Genomic DNA, 24,750 nt, shown 5'->3' with positions numbered 1-24,750 from the left:
TACATACTCTTCTGAGAAAAAGATGGATACTGTCCGGTTTTACCATCATAAGATAGTTTCTTGCTGTTTTTCATAACGGGTAGCCACTCGACGGAGCTCTTTTAACGCTCCAAATAATCTTTCAACAACGTTACGGAATTTGTCTGAATTGACAAGCTGATACAGACCGTGTGAATCAGTCAGTTTAAAGGGTTTGTCAGGAGGCTTGATACTGCGGATTTTCGCTACGGGCAGCGACATTAGGTGTTCACTGCATTATCGAACTGAAATGACCTTAAATCAGACCACCATTTTCGCCGGATGCGCAGGGAAAACCAGATACGCATCGGGAAAGATTTTCACGCTAACTTATTAAAACCTGGTTGAATAGGGACTTATAAGCACGCCTGAAAACAGGGATTTGGCTCCTCTGACTGGACTCGAACCAGTGACATACGGATTAACAGTCCGCCGTTCTACCGACTGAACTACAGAGGAATCGTGTGAACGGGGCGAATATTACTGCCCCTGTAATTTTGTGTCAACGATAAAATTAACTCATTGATTCAAATGATTAATAATAAGCCAGATTGTATTTTTAGTGTACCAGGAAGGCATGTCCCGCTGATTCTCCGCTTTCGCGCAGCCGTTGTAAGGGGTCCTGTTGATAGAACTGGCAGAAACGCTGCCACAGCGCCGGGAAACGTGGTGCAAAAAGTTCGGGAGCGCTGAAAAAGTATTCTGATAGCACGGCGAAGCATTCAGCGGGATCGGTTGCCGCATAAGCATCAATACTTGCTGCACTTTCGCCAACCATATCGATCTCATCCTGAATATTATTCATCGCTGCATGCAGGTCATGCTCCCAGCCAGCGACGTCGCGCAGGGGGATCGAGGGGACGCCACTGGCACGGTCGCCGTTGCGCGTGTCCAGCTTATGCGCAACCTCATGCACAATCAGATTAAAGCCTGATGCATCGAAGGAATCCTGAATATCCAGCCAGTTGAGAATGATCGGACCCTGTTGCCAGCTCTGGCCCGACTGAACCATGCGCTGAGTATGAACCAGGCCAATGTCATCTTCCCATTCATCATCAACAATAAATGGGGCGGGGTAGACTAAAATCTCGTGAAAACCGTCGAGCCATTCGATGCCTAATTCCAGAACTGGAAGACAGAAGAGCAGTGCGATACGGCAATTCTGTAGCAAATCAAGCTCGAGATTTTGTAGGGCAACAATGCGTTTTTGCTGCAGGAAGCGCCCGGCAAGCTGGATTAACTTTGCCCGATCGTCCACTGTAAGCGTGGCGAGAACAGGTATTGCCAGTGCCTGCTCCCACGGCAATTCGGGGCTGCGGGGTGATTCTTGTGCTTTCCAGGGCCACTTAATCATCGTTTTGCTCGCAAACTCATCACTTAAACACAGTTGAAGGGGCTGGGACTGTTAAAATGCCAAATTTCCGGGCATTATTGCAACCATTAAAACGGAGAGATGCCGGAGCGGCTGAACGGACCGGTCTCGAAAACCGGAGTAGGGGCAACTCTACCGGGGGTTCAAATCCCCCTCTCTCCGCCATTCCATCCTGTTATTTTCTATACTATCAATCAGTTATCTGTCAGTTATTTTTTCAGTATGCCACTCAGTATGCCATAAACGGCTGGCTTCACTTCTATAAAATTAGTATCCATCGGACACCATTAGATTTAGCTTTGTGCGTTATAAATGTGTTGTCAGCGCCTGCGGATAATACTTTGCCACAATGTCATTCATTTTTTCCACCAGGTCGGTCGCAAAAATGAGATATGCGCTGAGCCTTTCTGGAAATAACATATCATCAGATAGTCGTCGGTATAATCCTCTGCGGTTTTGCGCTTACCATCACCAAAAGTAACAGAGAGTTTAATTATGGCAATTCCGGTTTATCTGTGGCGGAAGGTCGACGGCGGCGTGGATATCAAAGGTTCCGTGGATGTAAAGGACCGCGAAGGCAGCATTGAGGTGGTGGCACAGGAGCATAATCTGTATATCCAGACCGATAACAACACCGGTAAGCTGACCGGGACGGTATCCACACACCGTTCCTGTTCACCAGGGAAATCGACTCTTCCAGCCCGTATCTGTATAAGGCGGTCACCACCGGACAGACCCTGAAGTCTGCCGGGTTCACGTGATACAAAATCAACGACGCCGGACAGTAAGCCGGGCACTTCAACACCTAACTGGAAAACGTGAAGATGAACCCGGTGATGTACGCCATTAAGGACTTGTCCAAAAATAAGCACAACCATCTGGAAACGCTGAAGGTCATTGCCGGGCCGGGCGGCGGCGGAGATGCCCGCTGGCATATGACGCTACAACCCTCGACGGGCAGTGACTGCTGGCATGTCATCCTGGATAGCAGTGTGACGAGAACTGTCGACATCAATAAACGTGAGCGGTTGGGACACCGTTTTTAATCTCCACCTGAAACGGAGAAGGGCAGTCGCGCTTCTCTGGATTATGGCGAGATGATTTCCCTGAGTGTCTGTCCGGACGGGCGCTCAGGAAAACGCATGCAGACTTCATCATTTCTTCGCATTCAACGACTCCCGTCACAAATGTTTTCTTACTTGTTAACGATTATTTTATAATCGATCTGTCTTATATGCGCTAAGAAAGCTCTCTCACAGAGACAAAAAAGCCCGCGCGTGGCGGGCTTACTGTACTGGTAATGATTAGAACTGATAAACCAGACCCACTGCGACAATGTCATCGGTCGCAATGCCATTATCTGCATAGAAGCTGTCATCTTCGTCCAGCAGGTTGATTTTATAATCAACATAGGTAGACATGTTTTTGTTGAAGTAATAAGTTGCACCAACATCGACATATTTAACCAGGTCTTTATCGGTATAGCGCCATTGACCTTGTCTCGCGACCTGACCACCTAAGTCATAGCCTTTTGATTGCAGGTAAGCGACGGACGGACGCAGGCCGAAATCAAACTGATACTGGGCAACCACTTCGACGTTCTGCGTTTTATTAGCGATACCCCCCGTCCACTCACCATCACCGTTGCCGTATGACGTCATATTACGGGTCTCAGCGTACATTGCGGCCAGATACATATTATACGCGTCGTATTTCGCACCAACGGTCCAGGCTTCAGCCTTGTCGCCGCCAGCATAGTTATTGGCATAGCTGACGCCGTCACGGTAGCCGCGGGCAACCTGGTTATCAGTACGGTCGGAATTAGAATAGGCTGCACCCAGGCTCAGGCCGAAGTCAAAGTCATAAGATGTAGACATACCGTAACCGTCGCCGTTTTCACGAGCCAGTTTACGATTACCGTTATTAGTACCTTCACCTGAACCCGGGTTTTCGTTATTGCCCTGGTATTGCAGCGCGAATTTCAGGCCGTCAACCAGACCGAAGAAGTCGTTGTTACGATAGGTGGCTACGCCATTGGTACGGCCCAGCATGTAAACGTCCGTCTGCGTGTAGGTGTCACCGCCAAATTCTGGCAGCATATCGGTCCAGGCTTCAACGTCATAAACCACGCCGTAGTTACGTCCATAATCAAATGAACCGTAATCACCAAAACCAAGGCCGGCAAAGCCCAGGCGGGTCCAGCCATTGGTGCCTTCACCTTCGGTAGAATTTGCCTGAACGTTGTACTCCCACTGACCAAAACCGGTCAATTGATCGTTGATTTGGGTTTCACCCTTGAAACCAAGACGGGCGTATGTTTGATCGCCATCGCTGGCAGCATCATCAGAAAAATAATGCAGGGCATCGACTTTACCGTACAGATCTAATTTATTACCGTCCTGGTTATAGACTTCAGCGGCATTTGCTGCGCCAGCCAGTAACAGAGCGGGCATAAGAATTGCCAGTGCTTTTCTTTTCATTATATATTTCCTTCCAAGGATAATTTTTATGAATATATGTAATCTTCGTCAGAGTACAGCACTGATACTATTCTATTAAGTTCATTTAATTTAAAAAGAAAGATGTAAGTAAACTATATCTAATATTTCAAATTGTTTCTATTTGATTTGATATTCATATAGGGAATGTGTTCACTAATTCCATATAACCCATTGATTGGTTAAGTATTTTTATGGTGTATGATTTGTGTTTATAAATTCAGTGTGTGAATTAAATATATTATTTGAATGACCTTTTTAATTTTATAAAAGTAAAGAATGCATTGAGATAAGTACAAAAAAACCTGACCAGAGGATCAGGTTTGAATTTTTCAAAAATATAAGGTGTTAACAGTTGCAGCAATGGAGGCAAAAGGATGATAACGGTGGGATAATTGCATAGATTCGGTGGCTAATAAAGTCTTTTTCCGGTCTTAATACTGTTAAAAAACATATTGAAATATAATATGTATATATTTTTTATATCTGTCTTCCTGGATAAAGCCGATCCTGGACTACACTGTGACAGCATTTACCAAAAGCGTGAAAAATTGCCTGCTCAACACGATTAACCTGAACAACAGAGAACATGTTATGGACGAAAAATTGAACCGTAGCCCGGGTGGCAAGCTGGCGCTATGGCTATTTTATGGCTTCTGCGGCTATTTTGCCTGGGCTATGGTGCGCTACTGCTGGATAGTGAGTCATGTGCAAAGCATTCCCGGCGCGACCGTCGATGGGGACTGGGGAACGGCAACCGGAAAATGGCTGGGCGCGCTGCTCGGTTTTTTGGTGTTGAGTACTATCACACTGGTGCTGGGGGCCATAGCCTGGTACACGCGCCCGCGCCAGACTGACATGCAGCAGGACATATGAATCTTACTGACTGGCAACAGCGTTTTGAAAAGTGGTTTCACGAGAATTACCGCAGCGATGATGCTGCTCACGATCTGGCCCATTTTCGACGGGTATGGTCGACTGCGCGACAACTGGCAGCCGGGACCCGGGCCGACGAGCTGGTTATTCTTACTGCCTGTTACTTTCATGACATCGTAAGCCTGCCAAAAAACGATCCCCTCAGGCACACTTCATCGCGGCAGGCCGCCGAAAAAACGCGGCGTATTCTGGCTGAAGATTTTGCTGATTTCCCGCCCGAATCACTGCCAGGCGTGATACACACTATTGAGGCCCACAGTTATAGCGCAGGGATCGCGCCTGAGACGTTGGAAGCCGGTATCGTTCAGGATGCCGACCGGCTGGAAGCGCTGGGTGCGATTGGTCTGGCGAGAGTCTTCGCCGTTGCAGGCGCGCTGGGCACTGCACTCTTTGACGCAGACGATCCATTTGCTGAAAAGCGCCCGCCTGACGACAGGCGTTATGCCCTCGATCATTTTCAAACTAAGCTATTGCGTCTGCCCGCAACAATGCAAACAGAAAAGGGCAGAGCGTTGGCGCAGGAGAATGCACATTTTCTTATACAGTATATGGCTAAGTTGAGTGCAGAGTTGCAGGGCAATTACATGACAGTAGATGAAGACATCGTGACGCGTTTTACAGCCAGCGGCTGAAACGCTGGCGACAAATTTATGATATTCTGACAGATATTTGTCTTGTGCGGTCAATTGTTATGCAGGAAAACTTTTCACCTTCAGCCGATCGAGAGTCGGTTGCGGATACCCGTTCAGTCGCTGTGCACGCGCTGCTGCGTCAGGTGATGGCAATTTATGACGTTAAGACGTTAGTCGCTGAACTGAGTTCGCTGGGGGAGCATCACTGGAGTCCGGCCATTCTTAAACGGATGATGACCAGCGAGCGCGCCTGGCAGCGTCTGAGTGCCAGTGAACAAGCCCATCTTGCCGCACTATTGCCGCAACCGCCTGCCCATCATCCGCATTATGCATTCCGTTTTGTCGATCTGTTTGCCGGAATCGGCGGCATCCGCACGGGGTTTGAAGCCATTGGCGGCCAGTGTGTTTTCACCAGCGAGTGGAATAAACATGCGGTACGTACCTATAAAGCCAACTGGTATTGCGATCCTGAGCAGCACCATTTTAATGACGATATTCGCGATGTCACGCTGAGCCATCAGCCGCAGGTAAGCGATCCGCAGGCAGCGGAGCATATTCGCCAGGTTATTCCTCAGCACGATGTCTTGCTGGCAGGCTTTCCCTGTCAGCCCTTTTCGCTGGCCGGCGTGTCGAAAAAAAATGCGCTGGGTCGCGCCCATGGCTTCGCCTGCGATACGCAGGGCACGCTTTTTTTTGATGTGGTACGAATTATCGATGCCTGCCGTCCGTCCATTTTTGTGCTTGAGAACGTTAAAAATCTGAAGAGCCATGATGGCGGGAAAACTTTCCGTATCATTATGCAGACGCTGGATGATTTAGGTTATGAGGTGGCTAATGCCGCCGAAATGGGAAAGGACGATCCAAAAATCATTGATGGTAAACATTTCTTACCGCAGCATCGGGAGCGCATCGTACTGGTGGGCTTTCGCCGTGATTTGAATCTACATCATGGCTTCACCCTGCGCGATCTCCCGGCATTTTATCCCGAGCGGCGGCTGACGTTTGCTGAGCTGCTCGAACCTGATGTAGAGGCTAAATTTATCCTGACGCCGGTGCTGTGGAAATATCTCTACCGCTACGCGCAGAAGCATCAGGCGCGAGGGAATGGTTTTGGCTTTGGCCTGGTTGACCCGACGGATCCAAATAGTATTACCCGTACGCTTTCCGCCCGCTATTACAAAGATGGAGCGGAAATTTTGGTCGATCGTGGCTGGGATCGGGCCTTAGGTGAGGTGAATTTTGACGATCCGCGTAATCAGCAGTATCGCCCGCGCCGTTTGACCCCGCGTGAGTGCGCCCGACTGATGGGATTTGAAGCGCCTCAGGGCTATCAGTTTCGTATTCCGGTTTCTGATACGCAGGCTTATCGTCAGTTTGGCAACTCGGTAGTCGTTCCGGCCTTTGCCGCAGTAGCAAAACTGCTGAAGCCACGTATTGCACAAGCGGTGGCATTACGTAAAAAAGGAAGCAAGCCGGATGGACGTTCATAACAAGGCTACGCGCAGTAAAAATATGCGCGCAATAGGCACTCGCGATACGGCGATTGAGAAACGGCTGGCGGCGCTGCTGGAGCCGCCAGGTTTTACCTTTACCGTTCAGGACGCTACGCTGCCCGGCCGCCCTGATTTTGTGCTCACCGATTATCGCTGCGTTATTTTTACCCACGGGTGTTTCTGGCATCATCACGACTGTTACCTGTTCAAAGTGCCTGCCACCCGGACAGCATTCTGGCTGGAAAAAATCGGTAAAAATGTTGAACGCGACAAGCGTGACGTACTGCGCCTGAAAGAGCAGGGCTGGCGGGTGCTGATTATCTGGGAATGCGCCCTGCGGGGAAGGGAAAAGCTCAGCGACAACGCGTTAAGCGAGCGGCTGGAAGAGTGGATCTGCGGCGGCGGCGAGTGCGCGCAGATCGACACCCTGGGTATACACCCGTTATCTATTACTTCTTAATCTCGCACGGTGTGACAACAGGGCGTGCCGGGAAGAGATATTTTCCAAGCGTCACCAGAATTACCGCAAAGACGATCACCGCCAGCGCCAGCCACTCAATCGATGAGAGACTCTCGCCGCCAAAGCTGGTACCCAGCAGGACCGCAACCACCGGGTTAACATAAGCATAGCTGGTGGCAATGGCAGGCGTAACGTTGCGAATAAGATACATATAAGCATTAATTGCAATGACCGATCCAAAAATGGCCAGATAACCAACGGCAAGGAAACCCGACAATGTTGGCATCGTCGTTAATTTTTCGCCGGTTATCAATGATGCTGTCAGTAGAACAATGCCCGCCGCCAGCATTTCAATCGCACCTGCCATCATGCCAACGGGCAGTTCAATGCGTGAACCATATACAGAACCAAATGCCCAGCTCACGGAACCGATGAGAATTAAAATTGCTCCCCAGGGGTTACCGCTCAGGTTGCCACCGCTGTTAAGCAGTACGATCCCGGCAAGGCCAATGGCGATGCCCACCCATTCCAGCTTGCGGGTCGCGATACCAAAGAAGCGACTAAAGCACAGTGTAAAGAGGGGAACCGTAGCGACCATCACCGCAGCGATACCGGAGGGAACGTGCTGGTGCTCGGCGATAGTGACAAAACCGTTGCCGACGGCAAGCAAAAGCACGCCAATCAGCGCCGCATTGAGTAGCGGGCGCAGCGGGGGCAGTTTATGCCCGCTAAGCAGTAAATAGGCCATTAACAGCACGCCTGCCGCCGTAAACCGCACCCCGGCCATTAGCAGCGGCGGCCAGCTTTCAACGCCGATGCTGATAACGAAATAGGTGGAACCCCAGATAATATAAAGCGCGAAAAGCGCACTAATGAGCGGTAAAAGTTGCCTGAAACGCATACTGCCTCGTAGCCACAAAGAAAGGTCGCATATAGTAAACGTGAAAACTATCTCTCTGGCGAGCAGATAATCTCCGTTTGAATGTTAATTAAATGTTGACTTTATTCTGCTGTACCCGAGGACGTACTTTTTGTTCCATACTATTGACTTCAGATGTTTAAAAACAAAGGAAAGACATTTTGGCCGGATCGAGTTTGTTAACGCTGTTAGATGATATTGCCACCCTGCTGGATGATATTTCAATGATGGGAAAACTGGCGGCGAAGAAAACCGCGGGTGTACTGGGAGATGATTTATCGCTTAACGCGCAGCAAGTCACCGGCGTTCGTGCCAACCGGGAATTGCCGGTAGTCTGGGGAGTGGCAAAAGGTTCGCTGCTCAATAAAGTGATTCTGGTACCGCTGGCATTGCTCATCAGCGCATTTCTTCCCTGGGCTATCACGCCATTGCTGATGGTCGGTGGCGCCTTTCTGTGCTTTGAAGGGGCGGAAAAAATTCTGCACACGCTGCATGCGCGTAAACACAAGGAAAGCCCGGAAGCGCGTCAGAAACGCCTGGCAGATATTGCTAAACAGGATCCAAAAACCTTTGAGCGCGATAAAGTAAAAGGTGCAATCCGTACCGATTTTATTTTATCTGCTGAAATTGTGGCGATCACGCTTGGGATTGTTGCTGATGCACCGCTGTTAACACAGGTCCTTATTCTTTCTGGCATCGCGCTCCTTGTGACCATTGGCGTATATGGGATTGTCGCCGTCATTGTCAGGCTGGATGATATGGGATACTGGCTAGTAGAAAAAAGCAGTGCCGTGGCGCAGGCCACCGGTAAGGCACTGTTATTTACGGCCCCGTGGTTGATGAAAATTCTTTCGGTGGTTGGCACACTGGCGATGTTTCTGGTTGGTGGCGGCATTGTGGTTCATGGTATTTCACCACTACACCATGCGATTGAGCATTTTAGCGAGCAGCAAAATGCGGCGATCCAGTGGCTTATCTCGCCGCTGATAAACCTGGTGCTGGGATTTATCCTCGGACTGATCGTCGTTGCGGTAGTAAAAATGGTGTCACGCTTGCGGCAGACTGCTCACTAAATATCCATAGCGGGTACGCAAAAAGTCATAATGTCGTCTAAGGTGAAAAAGTTTCATGCCGATACCGGAGACAAAAAAGGGTCTTTATGGTCGGCGACGAGGTTATGACTAAACATAATGAGCAGCGAGAGATCATCGCGCTCTACATCAATGCAGGGATGATGTGCCGGTGGTACAACGTCTTTAATATCAAGCAGGACGTTTCAGGGAAAAGCGTTGTTACCGGGTGACGGGGATGTTCACCGTCATCCGGATCCTTAACCCTCATCGCCCGGTCTGCCGCGAACCGGACATTTTATTCACCTCAGCAAGATCCCGGTTGGATAAAGCAACGCCAGGAGTTTGCCTTTAGCGCGAGATAGTAGTGGAAAAAACTCAGTGGCTGAGCAAGTTTGGCCTGCGCTTTACGCCTGGTCAGGTAGTAAGCCTTTGCTTTATCGTGGTTTTGATCTGTTCTTCGTTTCTGACCTGGCGAGAAGTCGCCGTACTCGAAGATAGCTATATCAATAGCCAGCGTAATCGTCTTGAGAGCGTTTCACACGGTATGGATATGCAGCTCCAGTTCAATATGGACCGGCTATTTTTCCTACGCAACGGTATGCAGGCTGCCCTGAAAACGCCTCTCCAGCTGCAAAGTACCTATAACGCCCGACGCCAGTTTGAGGTGAAACGCCAGCAGGATGTCTGGTCACTACAGTCCAGTACCCGGCATTTATTGACCGCCCACGGCGTATCAGATCGATTTGTAGAAAATGCGGCAGACCTCAATCGCGACGGTGCGCTTTTGCATAATGAGCTAACATCGGCGCTTGAACTGGGTTACCTTCTGCATCTTTCTTCCAGCAGCAATAGCATTGAACTGCGAACGCAGTACGTTTCGCGCGCGGGATTTTTTGTCACAAGCGACCCTGCTGAAATAGCGGATATCGCTGCCTATTACACCGATCTGATTGCCAGACCGTGGTTTTTCACTCAATCCATTCGCGAGAACCGCGGACGCGGCATTCGCTGGTATACGGAACAGCGCCAGGAGCAGGGGAGCCAGGTGATCACTGCCAGCATCCCGTTGGATATGAGCGGACAGTGGTACGGTGTGCTGGCCATGGATATCAGCGTCAGTGCGCTTCAGCGTCTGCTGCTTGAGGCGATTGGTGCTCAGAAAGAGGGCGCGTGGCAACTTTACGATAGTCAGCTTACCTGGCTAACCTCAAGTGCGACCGGAGAAGGACAACGTTCTCCGCTGTCGGCGGCGGAGCGTCAGCATATTATTAAGGCACTTGAAAACGATACGCGGGGAGGAATGTTCACCTCAACCCGCTATATCAGCTGGCAGAAGCTCAAAAATTTTGATGGCATCGTGCTACATATTCATACGCTGCGCGAAGCGCTTGGCGGTGCGTTTGGTAACATTATTATCGCATTAACGCTGCTGTGGCTGGTGTTTACCTTTATTCTGATCCTCTCATGGATAGTGCTACTTCGGATGGTGCGCAACATGATTGCGATGCAGGAGTCGCTGAAATGGCAAGCCTGGTACGATGCACTCACCCGGCTACCTAATCGTGGGGCATTGTTTGATCGGGCTGAAATGATGGTCAGAGCCTGTCAACAGGCGCAGCAACCGCTGTGCATTATTCAGCTGGATCTTGACCATTTTAAAAGTATCAATGATCGGTTCGGACATCAGGCCGGAGACCGGGTGCTGTCGCATGTCGGTACACTTATTGCCACTGCCCTGCGTGAAAACGATATCGCGGGCCGGGTGGGAGGGGAAGAGTTTTGCATTGTCCTGCCGGGAACCACGGCAGCTACAGGGGCGAAAATAGCCGAGAGAATACGTAAGCGTATCTGTGCAAAAGAACTGCTGATCCGCAAAAACACCACGCTTCGCGTTAGCGCCTCGCTGGGCATCAGCAGCACAGAGGAAGACGGACGCTATGAGTTTGAATATCTGCAATCCATTGCCGATCGCCGCCTGTACCTGGCAAAACAGAACGGACGTAATCGCGTTTATTCAGAGGGCTGATGAGAGGGAAAGAAATGCGCCATTCCTTCGCTCCAGCCTGCCGGGCCTTCCTGAACCGTCCGGTACACTCGCTGCGGGTCGTTACGCCTGAGCCTGACGCCTTCACGGTTTAAACCTTTCACCACTATCGCGTAGTCAACCACATCCAGAAGCGGAGCATCGTTCGGCCCGTCACCCAGTCCCAGAGTGGTACGTCGCTTACCTTCGCGTTGCTGATACTTATTCAGTAAAAAAATCGCCGCCTGCGCCTTATCACCACGCTGGTCGAGAACGTGCCAGAAGCGTGCGCCCTGTATAAAGAGTAAACCCTGAGCACCTAACCTGGCCGCGAAGTCGGACATGCGAGCGTCGCTGTCGCGCCAGATTAATGTTTCAGACGCTTCCTGCTGGCGGGCAAGAGTGGCGTGGGCGTTGTTAAGCCCGGTCCAGTCGCTGATTGTATGTTCATCAACGTCAGAAAAAGTCGTAAATTTAAATCCCTCAGCTTCCCGCAGCTGGGCCAGAATCTGCATGATTTCCTGCTGAGGCGTGCCGGCAATCAGCCGGGGGAAATGCGCATCATCCTGCCAGGCAGCATCAAGCTGGATGACCGCGCCGTTCTCAGCAATAAACGGCAGCCCTTCCAGACCAATTTCCTTCTGAATTTGCACCATTTCGGCCGCTGTTTTACTGCTGCATAAGATAACAGGTGCGCCGGCTTCATTAAGTCGCTCAAGCCAGGGTATTGCAGGCTGCCAGTCGTAAGTATGACTTTCGAGCAGCGTACCTTCGAGGTCAGTCAATATCAGCAGCGGTTCGCGCAGGTCTGGCATGATTTTCTCCTGTTAAGTGGCAATGGCGGGTCTGAGATAATTCTTAAATAACAGGTTTTCTCCTGCCGATTTTCCTCGGCAATAAACCCGAAAAGCGAGACGTGATGCCAGCTGACATAACGTCAACGTCTTTAACAACACTTTTTCATAATATTCATATAACTAATACACCTTGTCAGACAAAAAAATTGCGGATATGTTTAGTCCCGCATCAGATTTCCTGGTGTAACGAATTTTAAAGTGCTTCTTGCATTCGCAAGTTTCAACCCGACCCTGATAAGGGCCGGGTTTTTTTTATACCTGCTAACGGTTGATCTCCGATACGCTGAAATCGTGGATATCCAGCTCAAACGCTTCGGCCAGTTCGCGCCAGGTATGATAGTCATGCCCATTAACGCTGGCATGATGTGGGTCGCCGTTCTCCGCCCGGGTGACCTCACTCTCACAGATTTCATTAATAGCCGCCAGGAGAGCATCTACATCAATACTGACGTCCGGGGGCACTGTATCGTCATCCTGTTTTGCGGTTTTCATCATCAACTCCTCATAAAGTTGCCGCGTCCCCTAAGTATAGACCGTCCACAAAAGCAGCATTCGTCATACCAGACGCAGCCAGCACGCGCGTTTTGATCTACACTGGCACAAAAACATGAGGAGGTGACACTATGCAAATTAACGATCGCGTAACGGTTAAAACGGATGGTGGACCGCGTCGGCCGGGCGTTGTCCTGGCGATTGAAGCGTTTAGTGAGGGCACAATGTATCTGGTGTCGCTGGAGGATTATCCGCTGGGGATCTGGTTTTTTAATGAACTGGGCCACGATGATGGCATTTTCGTCGAAAAGGTCGAAGCCTGATTCAGACTGACTGGCGGAGCGTTCCGCCAGTCATGTTTTCTAACGCATATTGACATAAATTCCGCTAGTAACGTTGTCTGTCAATCGGACAACATGATAAATAACTTGTTTATTATGCGTTTTAATCTTTCTTTTTATATTACCCTTGTGCGACGAAACGGTCTTGGCTTTGATATTCATCCGATCTGAAATTTGAATCGTACCTTGTCCTGACATCCACATTCGCAGCATAAAAGATTCAGTCCGACTTAATGATAACGTCGGCATATTAATTGCGCTAAAATGTTCACTACCTTTTTTCAGACAATCACCCAAAATATCATCCAGTGATTCGGGTTTAATCGATTTAGAACTAATTAACAGATTTTTCCGTACCAGTAAATATTCATCAAAATGGAGGTTAGCAATCGCCATAAAAACGATGAATAATGTGTCGGGGTGTTGATTAATGATCTGCCTGATTTGTTGACTACTTTCAGGGTCGTGGATGAAACAGTCTTCATTAATAAACACCACGTCAGGATGGCCTTCTCTGCAGGCCACCTCCAGGGCTGCTGCATCCTTTGCATCCCCTATATCACGTCGCTTAACCCCCCGACTTGCCAGGTATCCGATTAATCCTAATCGGGTATAGCTGCACAAGTCCATAATAATCGTTGACATGGCGTACCCTCACTCAACGCATAATGATAATTAACCCATTGCCTTGCTGATTTAACAGTGTCTTGTGGTAGTAATTTTTTAGATTAATAAGACAGACAGAGTTTTTAGGCCTCAGCACTATCCCGTAAACTTACGTATAAGTTGCCAGGAATCTTCTTAAACTAAATTGCAGATAAGTTTATGTGATGGGAATTAAAACAACGATTGGCCATTATATATATCATTGCGAGCCTGCGGCGTGATTTATTTTAGGATTATCCTCAGGAGCAGGAATTAATTATTTTGCGGTTATTTTGGGTAATTCACTCATTATGTCAGCGAGTAAATTAAAAATTTCACTGAATAAATGTTCACAAAAAGGCGCAATCAGTGGCATGAGTACTGACATCAATAGAATGCCCACGCTCAGGGTTAACGGAAAGCCAATAACAAAGACAGAAAGCTGGGGGGCCATCCTGTTGAGCATCCCGAGCGCCAGATTAAGGGTGAGCAGCAGCGTGATCACCGGTAGCGCCAGCATCAGGCCATTCAGGAAAATGAGACCTCCCGCGCGGGCGAGCGCCAGGAACGCATTACTGTTAATCGGCTCGCCGCCAACAGGCAGGGTATGAAAAGTATCGACCAGCATCGAAATAAGCCATAAATGGCCGTTGAAGGTCAGGAACAGCAGCAGGGCCAGCAGATCCATCAGTCGCGCCAGCACGGGCATATTTAAATTGCTGCCGGGATCAAAGAAGGTTGCGAATGACAGGCCCATCTGCAAACCAATCACCTCCCCGGCGGTACGTATCGCCGCAAAGGCGAACTGCATGGTAAACCCAAGGGCAATGCCGATAAGAATTTGCTCCAGCGCCAGCCACAGGGCATTAAGGGAAAACAGCGGAATGTTGGTAGCAGGTAGCGTCGGGGCGACGATCAGCGTAATCAATATACCCAGCCCGAGCTTAACCCGCTTTGGCACGCTTTTTTCGCTTAAAATGGGGGCTGTAGAGATCAACGCCAATACACGCAGCAGCGGCCAGAAATAAAGACTCAGCCAGTATAACCATTGATCGCTTGTTACCTGCACCATTTGACCGTTACCCGATGATATACGGAATATTGCTGAACAGCGTGCGCATGTAGTCCAGCAGCAAATTCAGCATCCACGGTCCGGCGATGATCATGGTGATAAATACCGCAACAATCTTCGGAATAAAGGAGAGTGTCATCTCGTTAATCTGGGTGGCAGCCTGCAAAATACTGATGATAAGGCCGGTGACCAGCGCCACCAGCAGCAGCGGCGCGGCGAGCGCGAGCGCGACTTTCATCGCCTCGGTGCCCATCATCATGACCGATTCAGGAGTCATTCGCACGCCTTAACTGTAAAAGCTCTGGGCCAGTGAACCGACCAGCAGCTGCCAGCCATCCACCAGCACAAACAGCATGAGTTTAAAGGGCAGGGCAATGGTTGCCGGGGGCACCATCATCATCCCCAGAGCCATAAGCACGCTGGCAATAACCAGATCGATAATCAGGAACGGAATAAAGATAGTGAAGCCAATCTGAAAAGCGGTTTTCAGTTCGCTGGTCACGTAAGCCGGCAGCAAAATTCGCAGCGGGACGGCTTCTGGCCCGTCAATAGGGCCGCTGTTTGCCAGGCGAGCAAACAGCGCCAGATCGGCTTCACGCGTCTGGCGCAGCATAAATTCGCGCAGCGGCTGAGCGCCTTTTTCCATGGCGACGTCCAGCGAGATTTTATTTTCGCTAAACGGCTGATAGGCGTCGGTATAAATCTTATCGATAACCGGCGACATAATAAAAAAGGTCAAAAATAAGGCCAGACCCAGCATCACCTGATTGGGTGGCGCAGAGGGCGTACCGAGGGCGTTACGCAGCAGGCCAAAAACGATGATAATACGGGTAAAGCTGGTGGTCATTAACAACAGCGCAGGCAAAAAGGTTAACGAGGTAAGAAACACCAGCGTCTGTACCGGCAGGGACCAGCTCTGGCCGCCGTTGGCGAGCGGCTGAGTAACCAGACCGGGAAGCTGTGCCATAGCCGCAGGCGCAGCCAGCCACAGACCGGCAAGAATAAAGGGGACAACGCGGCGCATCAGGATCTCCCGGAACGCTTGAGAAGGTTTTTCATCATTGATGCAAAATCGGGGGCGACGGGTGCGGCGGGTACCGTGTCGGCAGCCGCAGGGGGTAGCGTATGCAACAGTGAAATCTGTCCAGCCGTTACGCCGAGGACCAGACGTGCGTCTTCTACCTCAACAATCACGATACGTTCACGCGGGCCAAGCGTGGCGCCTGCGCTAACTTTCAGACCGCGCGCCGGAGCGCTTTTACCGCCGAATCCCACGCGCTTTAATACCCATGCGGCCATCAGGATTAGAAATATAATGCCCAGTAGCGCGCCGCTGACCTGCATGAGCGACGAGACGGGGGAAACGGCCGGCTGAACGACCGTGGCCTGAGTTTTCATTTATTTACTCAAACGACGCATACGTTCTGACGGGGTGATGATATCAGTAATGCGTACGCCATATTTGTCGGCGACCACCACCACTTCACCCTGAGCAATCAGATAGCCGTTAATCAGGATGTCCAGCGGTTCGCCCGCCAGTCCGTCGAGTGAGACCACCGATCCCTGCGTCAGGCGCAGCAGTTCTTTAATGGTCATCCGGGTGCGGCCCAGCTCAACGGTCAGTTTGACCGGAATATCCATAATTAAATCGATATCCTGTAGCGTCCCGCTGACATCGCCGCCGCCCAACTGCTGGAAAACAGCGCTGGCAGCGCTTTTCCCGGCCGGGTTTTGTTGTTCATTCAACGCTTCAGCCCACAGATCGTCCATTGCCCCGTTGTTGTCATCGGACGGGTTATTTATGTCACTCATTAGGGCTGTTCCTCATTCAACGAATTCAAAATCGGGTTGATCAAATGCTCAACCCGCAGCGCATATTGTCCATTAACCGTGCCGTACTGGCTGGTCAGCACGGGAACGCCGTCCACATGCGCAATAATGCGATCGGGTTTTTCAATAGGCAGTACATCGCCCGGTTTCAGTTTCAGGATCTGCGACAGACGCAGCGAAATATCAGCAAAATTGGCGATAAGCTCCAGCTCGGAATGCTGGACCTGGCGCACCAGATTTTCACGCCAGTTCTGGTCCTCACTGCGTGAGTTTTCCAGCGGCGGGTTAACCAGCACTTCGCGCAGCGGTTCAATCATGCTGAACGGCAGGCAGATATTAAACTCGCCGGTCAGGTTGCCGATTTCCACATGAAAAGGGGTATTGACCACGATGTCGTTCGGTGACGTTGTGATGTTGGTAAACTTCACCTGCATCTCTGAACGTACATACTCAACATCCAGCGGATGAATGGCTTTCCACGCATCGCTATACGACTCAAGAGCCAGCTTGAGCATCCGGTTTATCACCCGCTGCTCGGTATTGGTGAACTCGCGACCTTCCACTTTGGTCGGAAAACGACCGTCGCCGCCGAACAGGTTATCAACAGCGATAAACACCAGCCCCGGCGAAAAGACAAACAGCCCGGTACCGCGCAGCGGTTTCAGGTGGATCAAGTTTAGGTTGGTCGGCACCGGCAGGTTGCGCGCAAATTCGTGATACGGCTGAATGCGGATGGCACCAACGGTAATATCCGGGCTACGACGCAGCAGGTTAAACAGCCCCATACGGAACTGGCGGGCAAAACGTTCGTTAATGATCTCCAGCGCCTGCAAGCGTTCGCGAACGACGCGACGTTGGGTATTGGGATCGTAGGGACGAATGTCGCTGTCGCTCGATTTACCCTTTTGTGGTTCATCGGTTTTGTCGCTGTCGCCGTTGAGCAGCGCGTCAATTTCGGCCTGAGAAAGAATGCTATCGCCCATGCCGCTACCGCAAAATAAAGGCTGTATAGAGAACGTCGGTCACGTCCTGGCGCGGTTGCCCGGCGACCAGCGGCTGTCCCAGCGTCTCTTTAATTGCCGCAACCAGTGCCTGCTTACCTTCATTCGTTGATAGCTGGCTGGCATCCTGACGGGAGAACAGCAGCAGCAGACGGCTGCGGACTTCCGGCAGGTATTCATTCAGGCGGGCGCGAGTAGCCTCATCCTTCAGGCGCAGGGTAATGCCCACGTACAGTACGCGATCCGCATCGCCCAGGTTGACGGTAAAGGTATCCAGCGCAAAAAAGACCGGCGCGGCAGGCGGCGGAGCTTCTGCTTTCGCGTGCGCAGCCGGCTGCTGCTGCATACGCCAGTAGCTGTAGCCTGCGGTGGCGCACGCGACGAGGGTGATTAACACCAGCAGCGGGAGCCAAATGGCGCGTTTGCTTTTTTTAGTGGTGATGGCGGAGTCGGTCATCTGATACGTGCTTCCTGTTTCGGTACTGCTTATGGGGTGATTATCCCGTGTCCGCTGTCGGTCAAAGCGTGGAACAAACGAGAATAATCACGCTACCTCTGGCGTTTAAGCAAAGATGTCTACCGCACGGTTGCCCGAAACCCGCGATTGCAGGCTGGCAGGAACGGCCAGCAATTCATCTTCTGGCTCTGCCTGACCGCCTGTTGGGGTCTGACGGGCTGACTGTTGCTGTGAGGACGACTGCTGTTGTCCGGCGAAGTTTTCGCTACTAATACTGCTTTGCCCAAGCTGGATGCCACTTTCGGCCAGCTGGGTGCGCAGCATCGGCAGTGCGGCTTCCAGCGCGGCACGGACATGGCTGTGCGCAGAGACCATCTGCAGCTGTGCCTGGTTATCATCCATTTTGAGAGTGATTTGCACCTGGCCCAAATTCTCCGGGTTCAGACGCAGCTCTGCCGTTTGCTGCCCCTGACGCGTAAACATCGTAATGTGCTGACTGACGGTTTGTTGCCAGTCCGGGGTACCCAGCGGAGCATTAACGGTCGCGATGGCGGCGGCGTGCGCGGCGGTCGGCGTCGGCGTTGCGGCCATCAATGGCATCGCGTGAGAAGGTGTCGCCACCGGCGATGGCGTGCTTTCTGTTTCTACCCGCAGCGCGGCCGGCGCCTGGGCTATCGTGAATGGCTGCGCAGGAATAGTAGCCTGCGGACGTGCAGACGTATCCGCAGGTGCCTCTTTTAATGAAAGCGCCGGTTTATCGTTGCCGGAGCCGCTCTGCAACTGAACGCCAGTTGGCAGAACGGCGCTGCTCTCACTCAGCGCTCGCGGTGCCGGCGTAGCCGCTGGCGTGGACGGCGGCGGTAGCATTGCCATTAAGGCGCTGATGTCGGCCAGCTCATCCTCATCAGGGGTGGCCACCGGACGTTCGCTTTTTGCAGCGTTGCCCTCTGTTTTCGGCGTCTGATTCAGCGCCAGGCCGTTCAGCAGCGTATGGATGTCGCTAAGATCGGTCAGGGCAGTGTGCTCAGTGATATCCTGGAGCAGTGCATCCTGTCCGACTGGCTGAAGATCGGCGCGCAGGTCGCGATGAACAGCGACGTCTGCCGGTGCATTATCGCTGACCAGCGCCCCCGCCAGCAGGTTAAGAAAATCCTGCGCGCCGCCCTCTGTACTGTTAACAGACAGGCCGCCCGGGGTGGCGTCGGTATCGCTGACGCTAAGAGGAGGTAATGTGATCACTCGTATTTCCTTTGGGTTGCGCGCTGGGCAAACTCATCCATTTTTTTCTGATCGAGGCGGTTTTCCGCCAGCAGGGCCGCGCTGGCCTGACGGTCAGACAAGGTCTGCCACGCCTGCAAACGCTGTTTTTTCTCGCGCCAGACATTCATCGCCTGATCGACTTTATGATTCCACTGCATCAACTGCTGGCGATGCTGATCGATAGCTTTCTCCAGCGTTTGAATAAATTGCTGATAATTTTGCCAGCGCTGGCTGCCAATACCCTGGCTCATATCGGTATTCAGGCTGGACTGATACTCATCCTGATAGTTCATTAGCATCTGAAGTTGTTCCTGCGCCTGCTGACAGCCGCGGCGCATTTCGCCGAGGCGCAGCGCGGCGTTATCAACATCCTTTTCCGCCAGATCCTTCAGAGTGGATAATGCGTTATTCTGCGTCACCTTGGTTCTCCCGGGTCATCACGCCGTGGGGAAAATCAGTTCCAGTGCCTGGAGCGACTCTTCCCAGCCTGCTTTTTCAAAAATGCCCTGCTGTAAAAACGCCTCCAGTTGCGGCCACAGCACAATGGCCCGATCGAGTAGCGGATCGCTACCGCGGGCGTACGCGCCGACGCTGACTAAATCGCGGTTGCGCTGAAAACTGGAAAGTAACTGTTTGAAATTACGAACCCGCGCGTAATGACGCTCATCAATAAGCGCGGTCATCGCACGGCTGATTGAGGCTTCGATGTCAATGGCCGGATAGTGCCCGGCTTCAGCCAGACGGCGCGAGAGCACAATATGACCGTCAAGAATAGCGCGTGCAGAGTCGGCAATCGGATCCTGCTGATCGTCACCCTCGGTAAGCACGGTGTAAAACGCGGTCACCGAGCCGCCGCCGGTAATGCCGTTTCCGGCGCGTTCAACCAGCGCGGGCAGTTTGGCAAAAACCGATGGTGGATAGCCTTTGGTCGCCGGAGGTTCACCGATAGCCAGCGCAATCTCACGCTGCGCCATCGCATAACGGGTCAGGGAGTCCATAATCAGCAGCACGTGCTGGCCGCGATCGCGAAAATCTTCGGCAATGCGCGTGGCGTAGGCGGCCCCCTGCATACGCAGAAGAGGGGAGACGTCTGCCGGTGCCGCAATGACCACCGAGCGGGCGCGCCCCTCGGTACCTAAAATGTTTTCGATAAAATCTTTTACTTCACGTCCGCGCTCGCCGATGAGCCCGACGACAATCACGTCGGCTTCGGTATATCGCGCCATCATGCCGAGCAGGACGCTTTTACCGACGCCGGAGCCGGCAAACAGCCCCATACGCTGTCCGCGTCCCACGGTGAGCAGCGCGTTAATCGGGCGCACACCGGTGTCGAGCACGTGCTCAATGGGCGTTCGCTGAAGCGGGTTGAATGGCTGGGTGATCAGCGCGCCGGTTTCGGTCGTCTCCGGTGCCGGTAATCCGTCCAGCGGTTTACCGGCACCGTCAAGGACGCGACCCAACAGCGCCGGACCGAGCGGCAGCTGCTTACTGCTGTGCAGACCGTCACCGCTACCGTTTCGGGCGTATACCCGTGCGCCAGGCAGAATGCCTTCGACTTCTTCCAGGGGCATTAAAAACAGACGCTGGCCGTTAAAACCGACCACTTCACTTTCAACTTCCTGTGTTTCACCCCGATCCTGACGCTCAATAATGCAGGTTGCGCCCAGCGGCAGCTGTAGCCCGGTGGCTTCAAGTACCAGACCGGTGGCGCGCGTTAAGCGACCGTAACGGCGCACGGCGGGTAGCTGCGCCATTTTCGCTTCGAAATGATCGAGCGTGTGCAGCCAGCGGCTCAGGCGGGCGGTCATTAACAGGCTCCCGGTGCGGCCAGACGGCACAGTTCCTGCCAGCGCGTGGCAACGCTGGCGTCCAGATCGCCCTCATCGGCAGAGACTTTACATCCGCCAGGGTGCAGCGTGTTATCGCCGCGCAGCCGCCAGCCGTGCAGACTCAAAGTGGCACCGAGCACCTCTTCAACGCGCTGTAAATCATCCGGATGGACTCGTAACTGCGGCTTACCGCTGAACAGCGGCTCCTGCTGAAGCAGCTGCTGAATTTGTTTAATCAGCCCGTTATGATCCACGGTTGGCATTTCGCCAATAATTTGGCGTGCGGCTTCCAGGGCCATTTGCATCAGACGCGAGGCTATCACGCTGTCCAGCGCATCGAGCGTGTTCTGGAACTCGCTGGTCAGCTGCTGCATCCGCGCATGGAGCGGCTCCTGAAGCTGACGCGCCTGGTGCTGACCCTGTTCCAGTCCCTGCGTCAGACCTTCCTGATATCCCTGGGCGTGTCCTGCCTCGCGGCCTTCGGCTATTCCGGCGGCATAGCCCTGTTCATGGGCCTGAATTTGCAATTGCGCCAGCTGCTGCTGAAGCTGTTGTTCAGCAGAAACTTCTTCCTGTGGCGCTGAGGGTGGAGCATCGTTAACCTCAAACGGCGCGGCCTCGGTCAGCGGGGCAAACAGGCTGTCAGGCTGCCAGATTTTCCACAGCAGTTGATCAGACATAGGTATCCTCGCCGCTGCCAATCACCATTTCGCCGGTTTCTGCCAGACGCCGGACAATCAACAGAATCGCTTTCTGTTCGTTTTCCACCTGCGACAAACGGACCGGACCCCGGTTGGCGAGATCGTCGCGCAGGATATCGGCGGCGCGCTGCGACATATTGCGCAGGAACTTCTCGCGCAACGGCTGCTCGGCACCTTTGAGGGCCACCAGCAGGGACTCGGAGTCCACTTCCTGCAACAACCGCTGAATGCTGCGGTCGTCGACTTCCACCAGATTTTCGAACAGGAACATCTCGTCGATGATTTTTTGCGCCAGCTCGCCGTCGAATTCGCGTACGGCAGAGATGACCGCTTCTTCCTGCTGGGTCTTCATCAGGTTGATAATCTCGGCTGCGGTTCTCACGCCGCCCATTTTGCTGCGCTTGAGATTCTGCCCGTCGAGCAGATTGTTGAGCACTTCCGTCAGTTCTGCCAGCGCGGCGGGCTGTACGCCGCCGAAGGTGGCAATACGCAGCATAACGTCATGGCGCAGACGTTCATCGAACAGCGCCAGAATATCGGCTGCCTGTCCACGTTTAAGATGCACAAGGATGGTGGCGATGATCTGTGGATGCTCGTCGCGAATAAGATCCGCTGCACTTTGCGGCTCCATAAAGTTGAGCGTCTCGATCCCGCTGGAGGTCTCGCGGGTTTCGAGAATATCTTCCAGCAGACTGGCAGCGCGTTCTTCGCCCAGCGCTTTGACCAGCACGGAACGCAGGTAGTCGCTGGCATTGACGTTGAGCGCGGCAAACTGCTCCGCTTCCTGCTCAAATTCGCCCAGCACTTCCGTTAACTGCTTGTTGGAGATTTGCCGGACGTTGGCCATTGCCGCACTAAGATGCTGGACCTCGCGATTGGAGAGATGCTTAAACACCTCGGCAGCGCGATCCTCGCCAATGGTCATTAACAGAATGACGCTTTTTTCCGTTCCGGTAAGATTACTCATGTTCGTTATTCATCCACTGGCGAATGACCAGCGCGACGACGCGCGGATCGTTATCTGACATTTCACGAATACGCTGGCTCATCACCTCAGCGCCCATGCGCTGGTTGGCGCGACGCTGTTGGGTAAGCTCATCTTTGCTCAGGCGAACCTCAACCCCATCGACGGTACTGGTTTCCTGACGCGCCTGCGCCTCTTCCTGTACGGCTTTGATCTCTTCCTGACGACGCACCAGCTGCGGCCGTACGGCTTTACGCCACAGCAGCCACGCCACCAGCAGAACCAGCAGCCAGCGTCCGGCACTCATCAACTGATCGATAAACGACTGCTGTTGCCAGAACGGCAATTCACCGCCGGTTTCATCCACGGTGCTGAACGGCGAGTTCACCACGTTCAGAGTATCGCCACGATTGGTGGAGTAGCCCATTGCCTCGCGGGTCAGATCTTCAATTTGCTTCATCTGATCGGCGGTCAGCGGCAGCGGCTTACCGTCCGTCAGCGTGCGGTAGTTCACCACCACGGCCACCGAAAGACGCTGCACGTCGCCCACGTTTAATTTGGTATGACGGATCGTGCGATCAACTTCATAGTTGGTGGTTTCATTACGCTGAGAATTACGCGGACCGGCACTATTGTTGCTGCCGGTCGACGTTGAGGCCGCCTGCGCATTCTGCTGGCCGTTTTGCGCGGTGGTGGTCGGCGGATTAGCAATCGGCGCGGTATTGGCCGGGGCAGGCTGATTCGAGAGTGCGCCCGGTACGCCGCCCACGATCCCGCCACCGTTTTGCTCGCTGATATTAAGCTGGCGGGAGCGCATCACCGCCTTGCTGCTGTCGCCGTTGGGATGATATTGCTCTTCGGTTTGTTCTTTATCGGCAAAGTCGATCTGCGCGGTGACCTGCGCATGGACATTGCCGTTACCCACGATGGGCGCAAGAATAGACTCAATCCGGTGCTGAACACGGCCTTCTACGTCGGACGCATATTTCAGTTGCGCATCGTTAAGCGCCCGATCGCCGGTACTGGACTGGGTCAACAAATGCCCGCCCTGATCGACCAGCGTTACGTTACCGGTAGGCAGCCCGGCGACGGCACTGGAGACCAGATGGACCACCGCGCTGATTTGTCCCTCATCCAGCGCGCGTCCCGGCTCAAGATTGACCGTGACCGAGGCGGAAGGAGATTTCTGCTCGCGCACGAACAGCGAGGGTTTTGGCATCGCCAGGTGAACGCGGGCGGTTTTCACCGGACCCAGCGTTTCGATAGTGCGGGCCAGTTCGCCTTCCAGCGCCCGCTGATAATTCACCTGCTCGCTGAACTGGCTGATACCAAACTTTTCCTGATCCAGCAGTTCAAAGCCAACGGAACCGCCTTTAGGCAGTCCCTGTTGCGCCAGACGCAGGCGCAGTTCATGCACTTTGTCCGCCGGGACTTCAAGCGCGCCGCCGTTATCGGCAAAGCGATAGGGGATATTCATCTGCGTCAGCTGCGAAACAATAGCCCCGCCATCCTGATCGGACAGATTGCTGAATAACGTTCGGTATTCCGGGCTTTTTGCCCACAGCACCATGGCGACGACCACAGCCACGGCAGCGGCGCTTATTACCATCAGCGGAATTTTAGGGTTAGCGCGCAGGCGATTTATCCACTCAGCGGTTTTCGCTTGTGACGTAGTCGTTGTAGCCGCGCTCATTGCGCACCTCGTAAATCCTGGTGAATGGCGGTAAACGTGTAGTGAAACAAAACTGACTCCCGGGTCGGCAAACGCATACTGTTAGCCCCGCTATTATTTGATGATTTTCAATTTTCGATGGGTGAAATAACCTGTTTTTTCTACGTTATTTAACGCCTTTATCCCATTGACAAGCTGGTAATCT

At 52.6% G+C, this 24,750-nt stretch carries 28 protein-coding genes, 2 tRNA genes and 1 pseudogene; 10 read left to right on the top strand and 21 right to left on the bottom strand.

All coding sequences use genetic code 11. The annotated features are described in order from the left end of the window. Positions 1 to 45: 45 nt before the first annotated feature. The 3 genes from AC791_RS20970 to mtfA all read right to left on the bottom strand — a co-directional run bounded on the left by AC791_RS20970 (position 46) and on the right by mtfA (position 1,372). A complete protein-coding gene (locus AC791_RS20970; RefSeq protein WP_049841048.1) occupies positions 46 to 240 on the bottom strand; it encodes a transposase in 195 nt (64 codons plus the stop codon). A gap of 161 nt (positions 241 to 401) precedes the next feature. After that, a tRNA-Asn gene (locus AC791_RS14130) sits at positions 402 to 477 on the bottom strand. Between the two features lie 100 nt (positions 478 to 577). Beyond that, positions 578 to 1,372, bottom strand: coding sequence for a DgsA anti-repressor MtfA (mtfA, locus tag AC791_RS14125; protein ID WP_049841047.1), 795 nt, complete (start codon positions 1,370 to 1,372; stop codon positions 578 to 580). A gap of 93 nt (positions 1,373 to 1,465) precedes the next feature. Here mtfA and AC791_RS14120 point away from each other — a divergent pair. Both AC791_RS14120 and AC791_RS14115 read left to right on the top strand, forming a co-directional pair. Next, positions 1,466 to 1,555, top strand: a tRNA-Ser gene (locus AC791_RS14120). Between the two features lie 330 nt (positions 1,556 to 1,885). Continuing rightward, positions 1,886 to 2,286 (top strand): annotated as a pseudogene (locus AC791_RS14115) (Hcp family type VI secretion system effector); the annotation flags it as partial. A gap of 408 nt (positions 2,287 to 2,694) precedes the next feature. Here the strand turns inward: AC791_RS14115 and ompC are convergent. Further along, a complete protein-coding gene (gene ompC, locus AC791_RS14110; RefSeq protein WP_049841046.1) occupies positions 2,695 to 3,870 on the bottom strand; it encodes a porin OmpC in 1,176 nt (391 codons plus the stop codon). Between the two features lie 612 nt (positions 3,871 to 4,482). Here ompC and drpB point away from each other — a divergent pair. The 4 genes from drpB (at position 4,483) to AC791_RS14090 (ending at position 7,409) form a co-directional block, all read left to right on the top strand. Further along, a complete protein-coding gene (gene drpB, locus AC791_RS14105; protein ID WP_049841643.1) occupies positions 4,483 to 4,764 on the top strand; it encodes a cell division protein DrpB in 282 nt (93 codons plus the stop codon). After that, positions 4,761 to 5,456, top strand: coding sequence for a phosphohydrolase (locus AC791_RS14100; protein ID WP_049841045.1), 696 nt, complete (start codon positions 4,761 to 4,763; stop codon positions 5,454 to 5,456). Before drpB ends, AC791_RS14100 begins: the two co-directional genes overlap by 4 nt. Before the next feature lie 146 nt (positions 5,457 to 5,602). Further along, the gene (locus AC791_RS14095) at positions 5,603 to 6,946 is read left to right on the top strand and encodes a DNA cytosine methyltransferase (RefSeq protein ID WP_049841642.1); all 1,344 of its coding nucleotides are present in this window, start codon (positions 5,603 to 5,605) and stop codon (positions 6,944 to 6,946) included. Continuing rightward, positions 6,933 to 7,409 carry a very short patch repair endonuclease gene (locus AC791_RS14090; protein WP_049841044.1) on the top strand — a complete coding sequence of 159 codons (477 nt, stop codon included), beginning with the start codon at positions 6,933 to 6,935 and terminating at the stop codon, positions 7,407 to 7,409. The genes AC791_RS14095 and AC791_RS14090 overlap by 14 nt, the downstream gene beginning before the upstream one ends. On the opposite strand, the gene yedA is transcribed toward AC791_RS14090, so the two are convergent. Then, positions 7,399 to 8,310 (bottom strand): drug/metabolite exporter YedA, encoded by a 912-nt coding sequence (yedA, locus tag AC791_RS14085; RefSeq protein ID WP_049841043.1) that lies wholly within the window; start codon positions 8,308 to 8,310, stop codon positions 7,399 to 7,401. The two genes, AC791_RS14090 and yedA, sit on opposite strands and share 11 nt — an antisense overlap. 179 nt (positions 8,311 to 8,489) lie before the next feature. Between yedA and AC791_RS14080 the strand changes: the two genes are divergently transcribed. From AC791_RS14080 to dgcQ, 3 genes are all read left to right on the top strand, one after another. Continuing rightward, positions 8,490 to 9,401 (top strand): DUF808 domain-containing protein, encoded by a 912-nt coding sequence (locus AC791_RS14080; protein ID WP_049841042.1) that lies wholly within the window; start codon positions 8,490 to 8,492, stop codon positions 9,399 to 9,401. Positions 9,402 to 9,505: 104 nt separating this feature from the next. Beyond that, positions 9,506 to 9,631: a hypothetical protein gene (locus AC791_RS20875; RefSeq protein WP_265597051.1), complete on the top strand. Its 126-nt coding sequence runs from the start codon at positions 9,506 to 9,508 to the stop codon at positions 9,629 to 9,631. A gap of 134 nt (positions 9,632 to 9,765) precedes the next feature. Further along, positions 9,766 to 11,427, top strand: coding sequence for a cellulose biosynthesis regulator diguanylate cyclase DgcQ (gene dgcQ, locus AC791_RS14075; RefSeq protein WP_049841041.1), 1,662 nt, complete (start codon positions 9,766 to 9,768; stop codon positions 11,425 to 11,427). Here dgcQ and AC791_RS14070 read toward each other — a convergent pair. Together AC791_RS14070 and yodD are read right to left on the bottom strand one after the other, a co-directional pair. Then, the gene (locus tag AC791_RS14070; protein ID WP_049841040.1) at positions 11,412 to 12,239 is read right to left on the bottom strand and encodes a mannosyl-3-phosphoglycerate phosphatase-related protein; all 828 of its coding nucleotides are present in this window, start codon (positions 12,237 to 12,239) and stop codon (positions 11,412 to 11,414) included. The genes dgcQ and AC791_RS14070 overlap by 16 nt on opposite strands. Before the next feature lie 303 nt (positions 12,240 to 12,542). Further along, on the bottom strand, positions 12,543 to 12,773 hold the full coding sequence (yodD, locus tag AC791_RS14065) for a YodD family peroxide/acid resistance protein (protein WP_049841039.1): 231 nt from the start codon (positions 12,771 to 12,773) through the stop codon (positions 12,543 to 12,545). Positions 12,774 to 12,904: 131 nt separating this feature from the next. On the opposite strand from yodD, the gene dsrB reads away from it, so the two are divergent. Then, positions 12,905 to 13,096: a protein DsrB gene (dsrB, locus tag AC791_RS14060; RefSeq protein WP_049841038.1), complete on the top strand. Its 192-nt coding sequence runs from the start codon at positions 12,905 to 12,907 to the stop codon at positions 13,094 to 13,096. A gap of 39 nt (positions 13,097 to 13,135) precedes the next feature. Here dsrB and rcsA read toward each other — a convergent pair whose 3' ends face one another. The 14 genes from rcsA to fliF all read right to left on the bottom strand — a co-directional run bounded on the left by rcsA (position 13,136) and on the right by fliF (position 24,566). Further along, positions 13,136 to 13,759: a transcriptional regulator RcsA gene (rcsA, locus tag AC791_RS14055; protein ID WP_049841037.1), complete on the bottom strand. Its 624-nt coding sequence runs from the start codon at positions 13,757 to 13,759 to the stop codon at positions 13,136 to 13,138. Between the two features lie 277 nt (positions 13,760 to 14,036). Then, positions 14,037 to 14,831: a flagellar biosynthetic protein FliR gene (gene fliR / locus AC791_RS14050; RefSeq protein WP_049841036.1), complete on the bottom strand. Its 795-nt coding sequence runs from the start codon at positions 14,829 to 14,831 to the stop codon at positions 14,037 to 14,039. 7 nt (positions 14,832 to 14,838) lie between these two features. Beyond that, a complete protein-coding gene (gene fliQ, locus AC791_RS14045) occupies positions 14,839 to 15,108 on the bottom strand; it encodes a flagellar biosynthesis protein FliQ (protein WP_049841035.1) in 270 nt (89 codons plus the stop codon). A gap of 9 nt (positions 15,109 to 15,117) precedes the next feature. Further along, positions 15,118 to 15,855, bottom strand: a complete 738-nt coding sequence (gene fliP / locus AC791_RS14040) for a flagellar type III secretion system pore protein FliP (RefSeq protein WP_049841034.1) — start codon at positions 15,853 to 15,855, stop codon at positions 15,118 to 15,120. Continuing rightward, positions 15,855 to 16,229: a flagellar biosynthetic protein FliO gene (gene fliO / locus AC791_RS14035; RefSeq protein ID WP_049841033.1), complete on the bottom strand. Its 375-nt coding sequence runs from the start codon at positions 16,227 to 16,229 to the stop codon at positions 15,855 to 15,857. Before fliO ends, fliP begins: the two co-directional genes overlap by 1 nt. Continuing rightward, positions 16,230 to 16,643, bottom strand: coding sequence for a flagellar motor switch protein FliN (gene fliN, locus AC791_RS14030; protein ID WP_049841032.1), 414 nt, complete (start codon positions 16,641 to 16,643; stop codon positions 16,230 to 16,232). Beyond that, entirely contained in the window at positions 16,643 to 17,644 is a 1,002-nt protein-coding gene (gene fliM / locus AC791_RS14025; RefSeq protein ID WP_049841031.1) for a flagellar motor switch protein FliM, read from the bottom strand. The genes fliN and fliM overlap by 1 nt, the downstream gene beginning before the upstream one ends. A 4-nt stretch (positions 17,645 to 17,648) precedes the next feature. Beyond that, positions 17,649 to 18,119 carry a flagellar basal body-associated protein FliL gene (gene fliL / locus AC791_RS14020; protein ID WP_049841030.1) on the bottom strand — a complete coding sequence of 157 codons (471 nt, stop codon included), beginning with the start codon at positions 18,117 to 18,119 and terminating at the stop codon, positions 17,649 to 17,651. 105 nt (positions 18,120 to 18,224) lie between these two features. Next, positions 18,225 to 19,358 carry a flagellar hook-length control protein FliK gene (locus AC791_RS14015; protein ID WP_049841029.1) on the bottom strand — a complete coding sequence of 378 codons (1,134 nt, stop codon included), beginning with the start codon at positions 19,356 to 19,358 and terminating at the stop codon, positions 18,225 to 18,227. Next, positions 19,355 to 19,798 carry a flagellar export protein FliJ gene (fliJ, locus tag AC791_RS14010; RefSeq protein WP_049841028.1) on the bottom strand — a complete coding sequence of 148 codons (444 nt, stop codon included), beginning with the start codon at positions 19,796 to 19,798 and terminating at the stop codon, positions 19,355 to 19,357. The genes AC791_RS14015 and fliJ overlap by 4 nt, the downstream gene beginning before the upstream one ends. Positions 19,799 to 19,816: 18 nt before the next feature. Further along, entirely contained in the window at positions 19,817 to 21,187 is a 1,371-nt protein-coding gene (gene fliI, locus AC791_RS14005) for a flagellar protein export ATPase FliI (protein ID WP_049841027.1), read from the bottom strand. Then, a complete protein-coding gene (fliH, locus tag AC791_RS14000; protein ID WP_049841026.1) occupies positions 21,187 to 21,888 on the bottom strand; it encodes a flagellar assembly protein FliH in 702 nt (233 codons plus the stop codon). Before fliH ends, fliI begins: the two co-directional genes overlap by 1 nt. After that, the gene (gene fliG / locus AC791_RS13995; protein WP_049841025.1) at positions 21,881 to 22,876 is read right to left on the bottom strand and encodes a flagellar motor switch protein FliG; all 996 of its coding nucleotides are present in this window, start codon (positions 22,874 to 22,876) and stop codon (positions 21,881 to 21,883) included. Before fliG ends, fliH begins: the two co-directional genes overlap by 8 nt. Beyond that, the gene (gene fliF / locus AC791_RS13990; protein ID WP_049841024.1) at positions 22,869 to 24,566 is read right to left on the bottom strand and encodes a flagellar basal-body MS-ring/collar protein FliF; all 1,698 of its coding nucleotides are present in this window, start codon (positions 24,564 to 24,566) and stop codon (positions 22,869 to 22,871) included. Before fliF ends, fliG begins: the two co-directional genes overlap by 8 nt. Positions 24,567 to 24,750: the final 184 nt, after the last annotated feature.

The organism is Klebsiella sp. RIT-PI-d, assembly GCF_001187865.1.
Lineage (GTDB): Bacteria > Pseudomonadota > Gammaproteobacteria > Enterobacterales > Enterobacteriaceae > Superficieibacter.
This window is presented reverse-complemented; position numbering and strand designations above follow the sequence as displayed.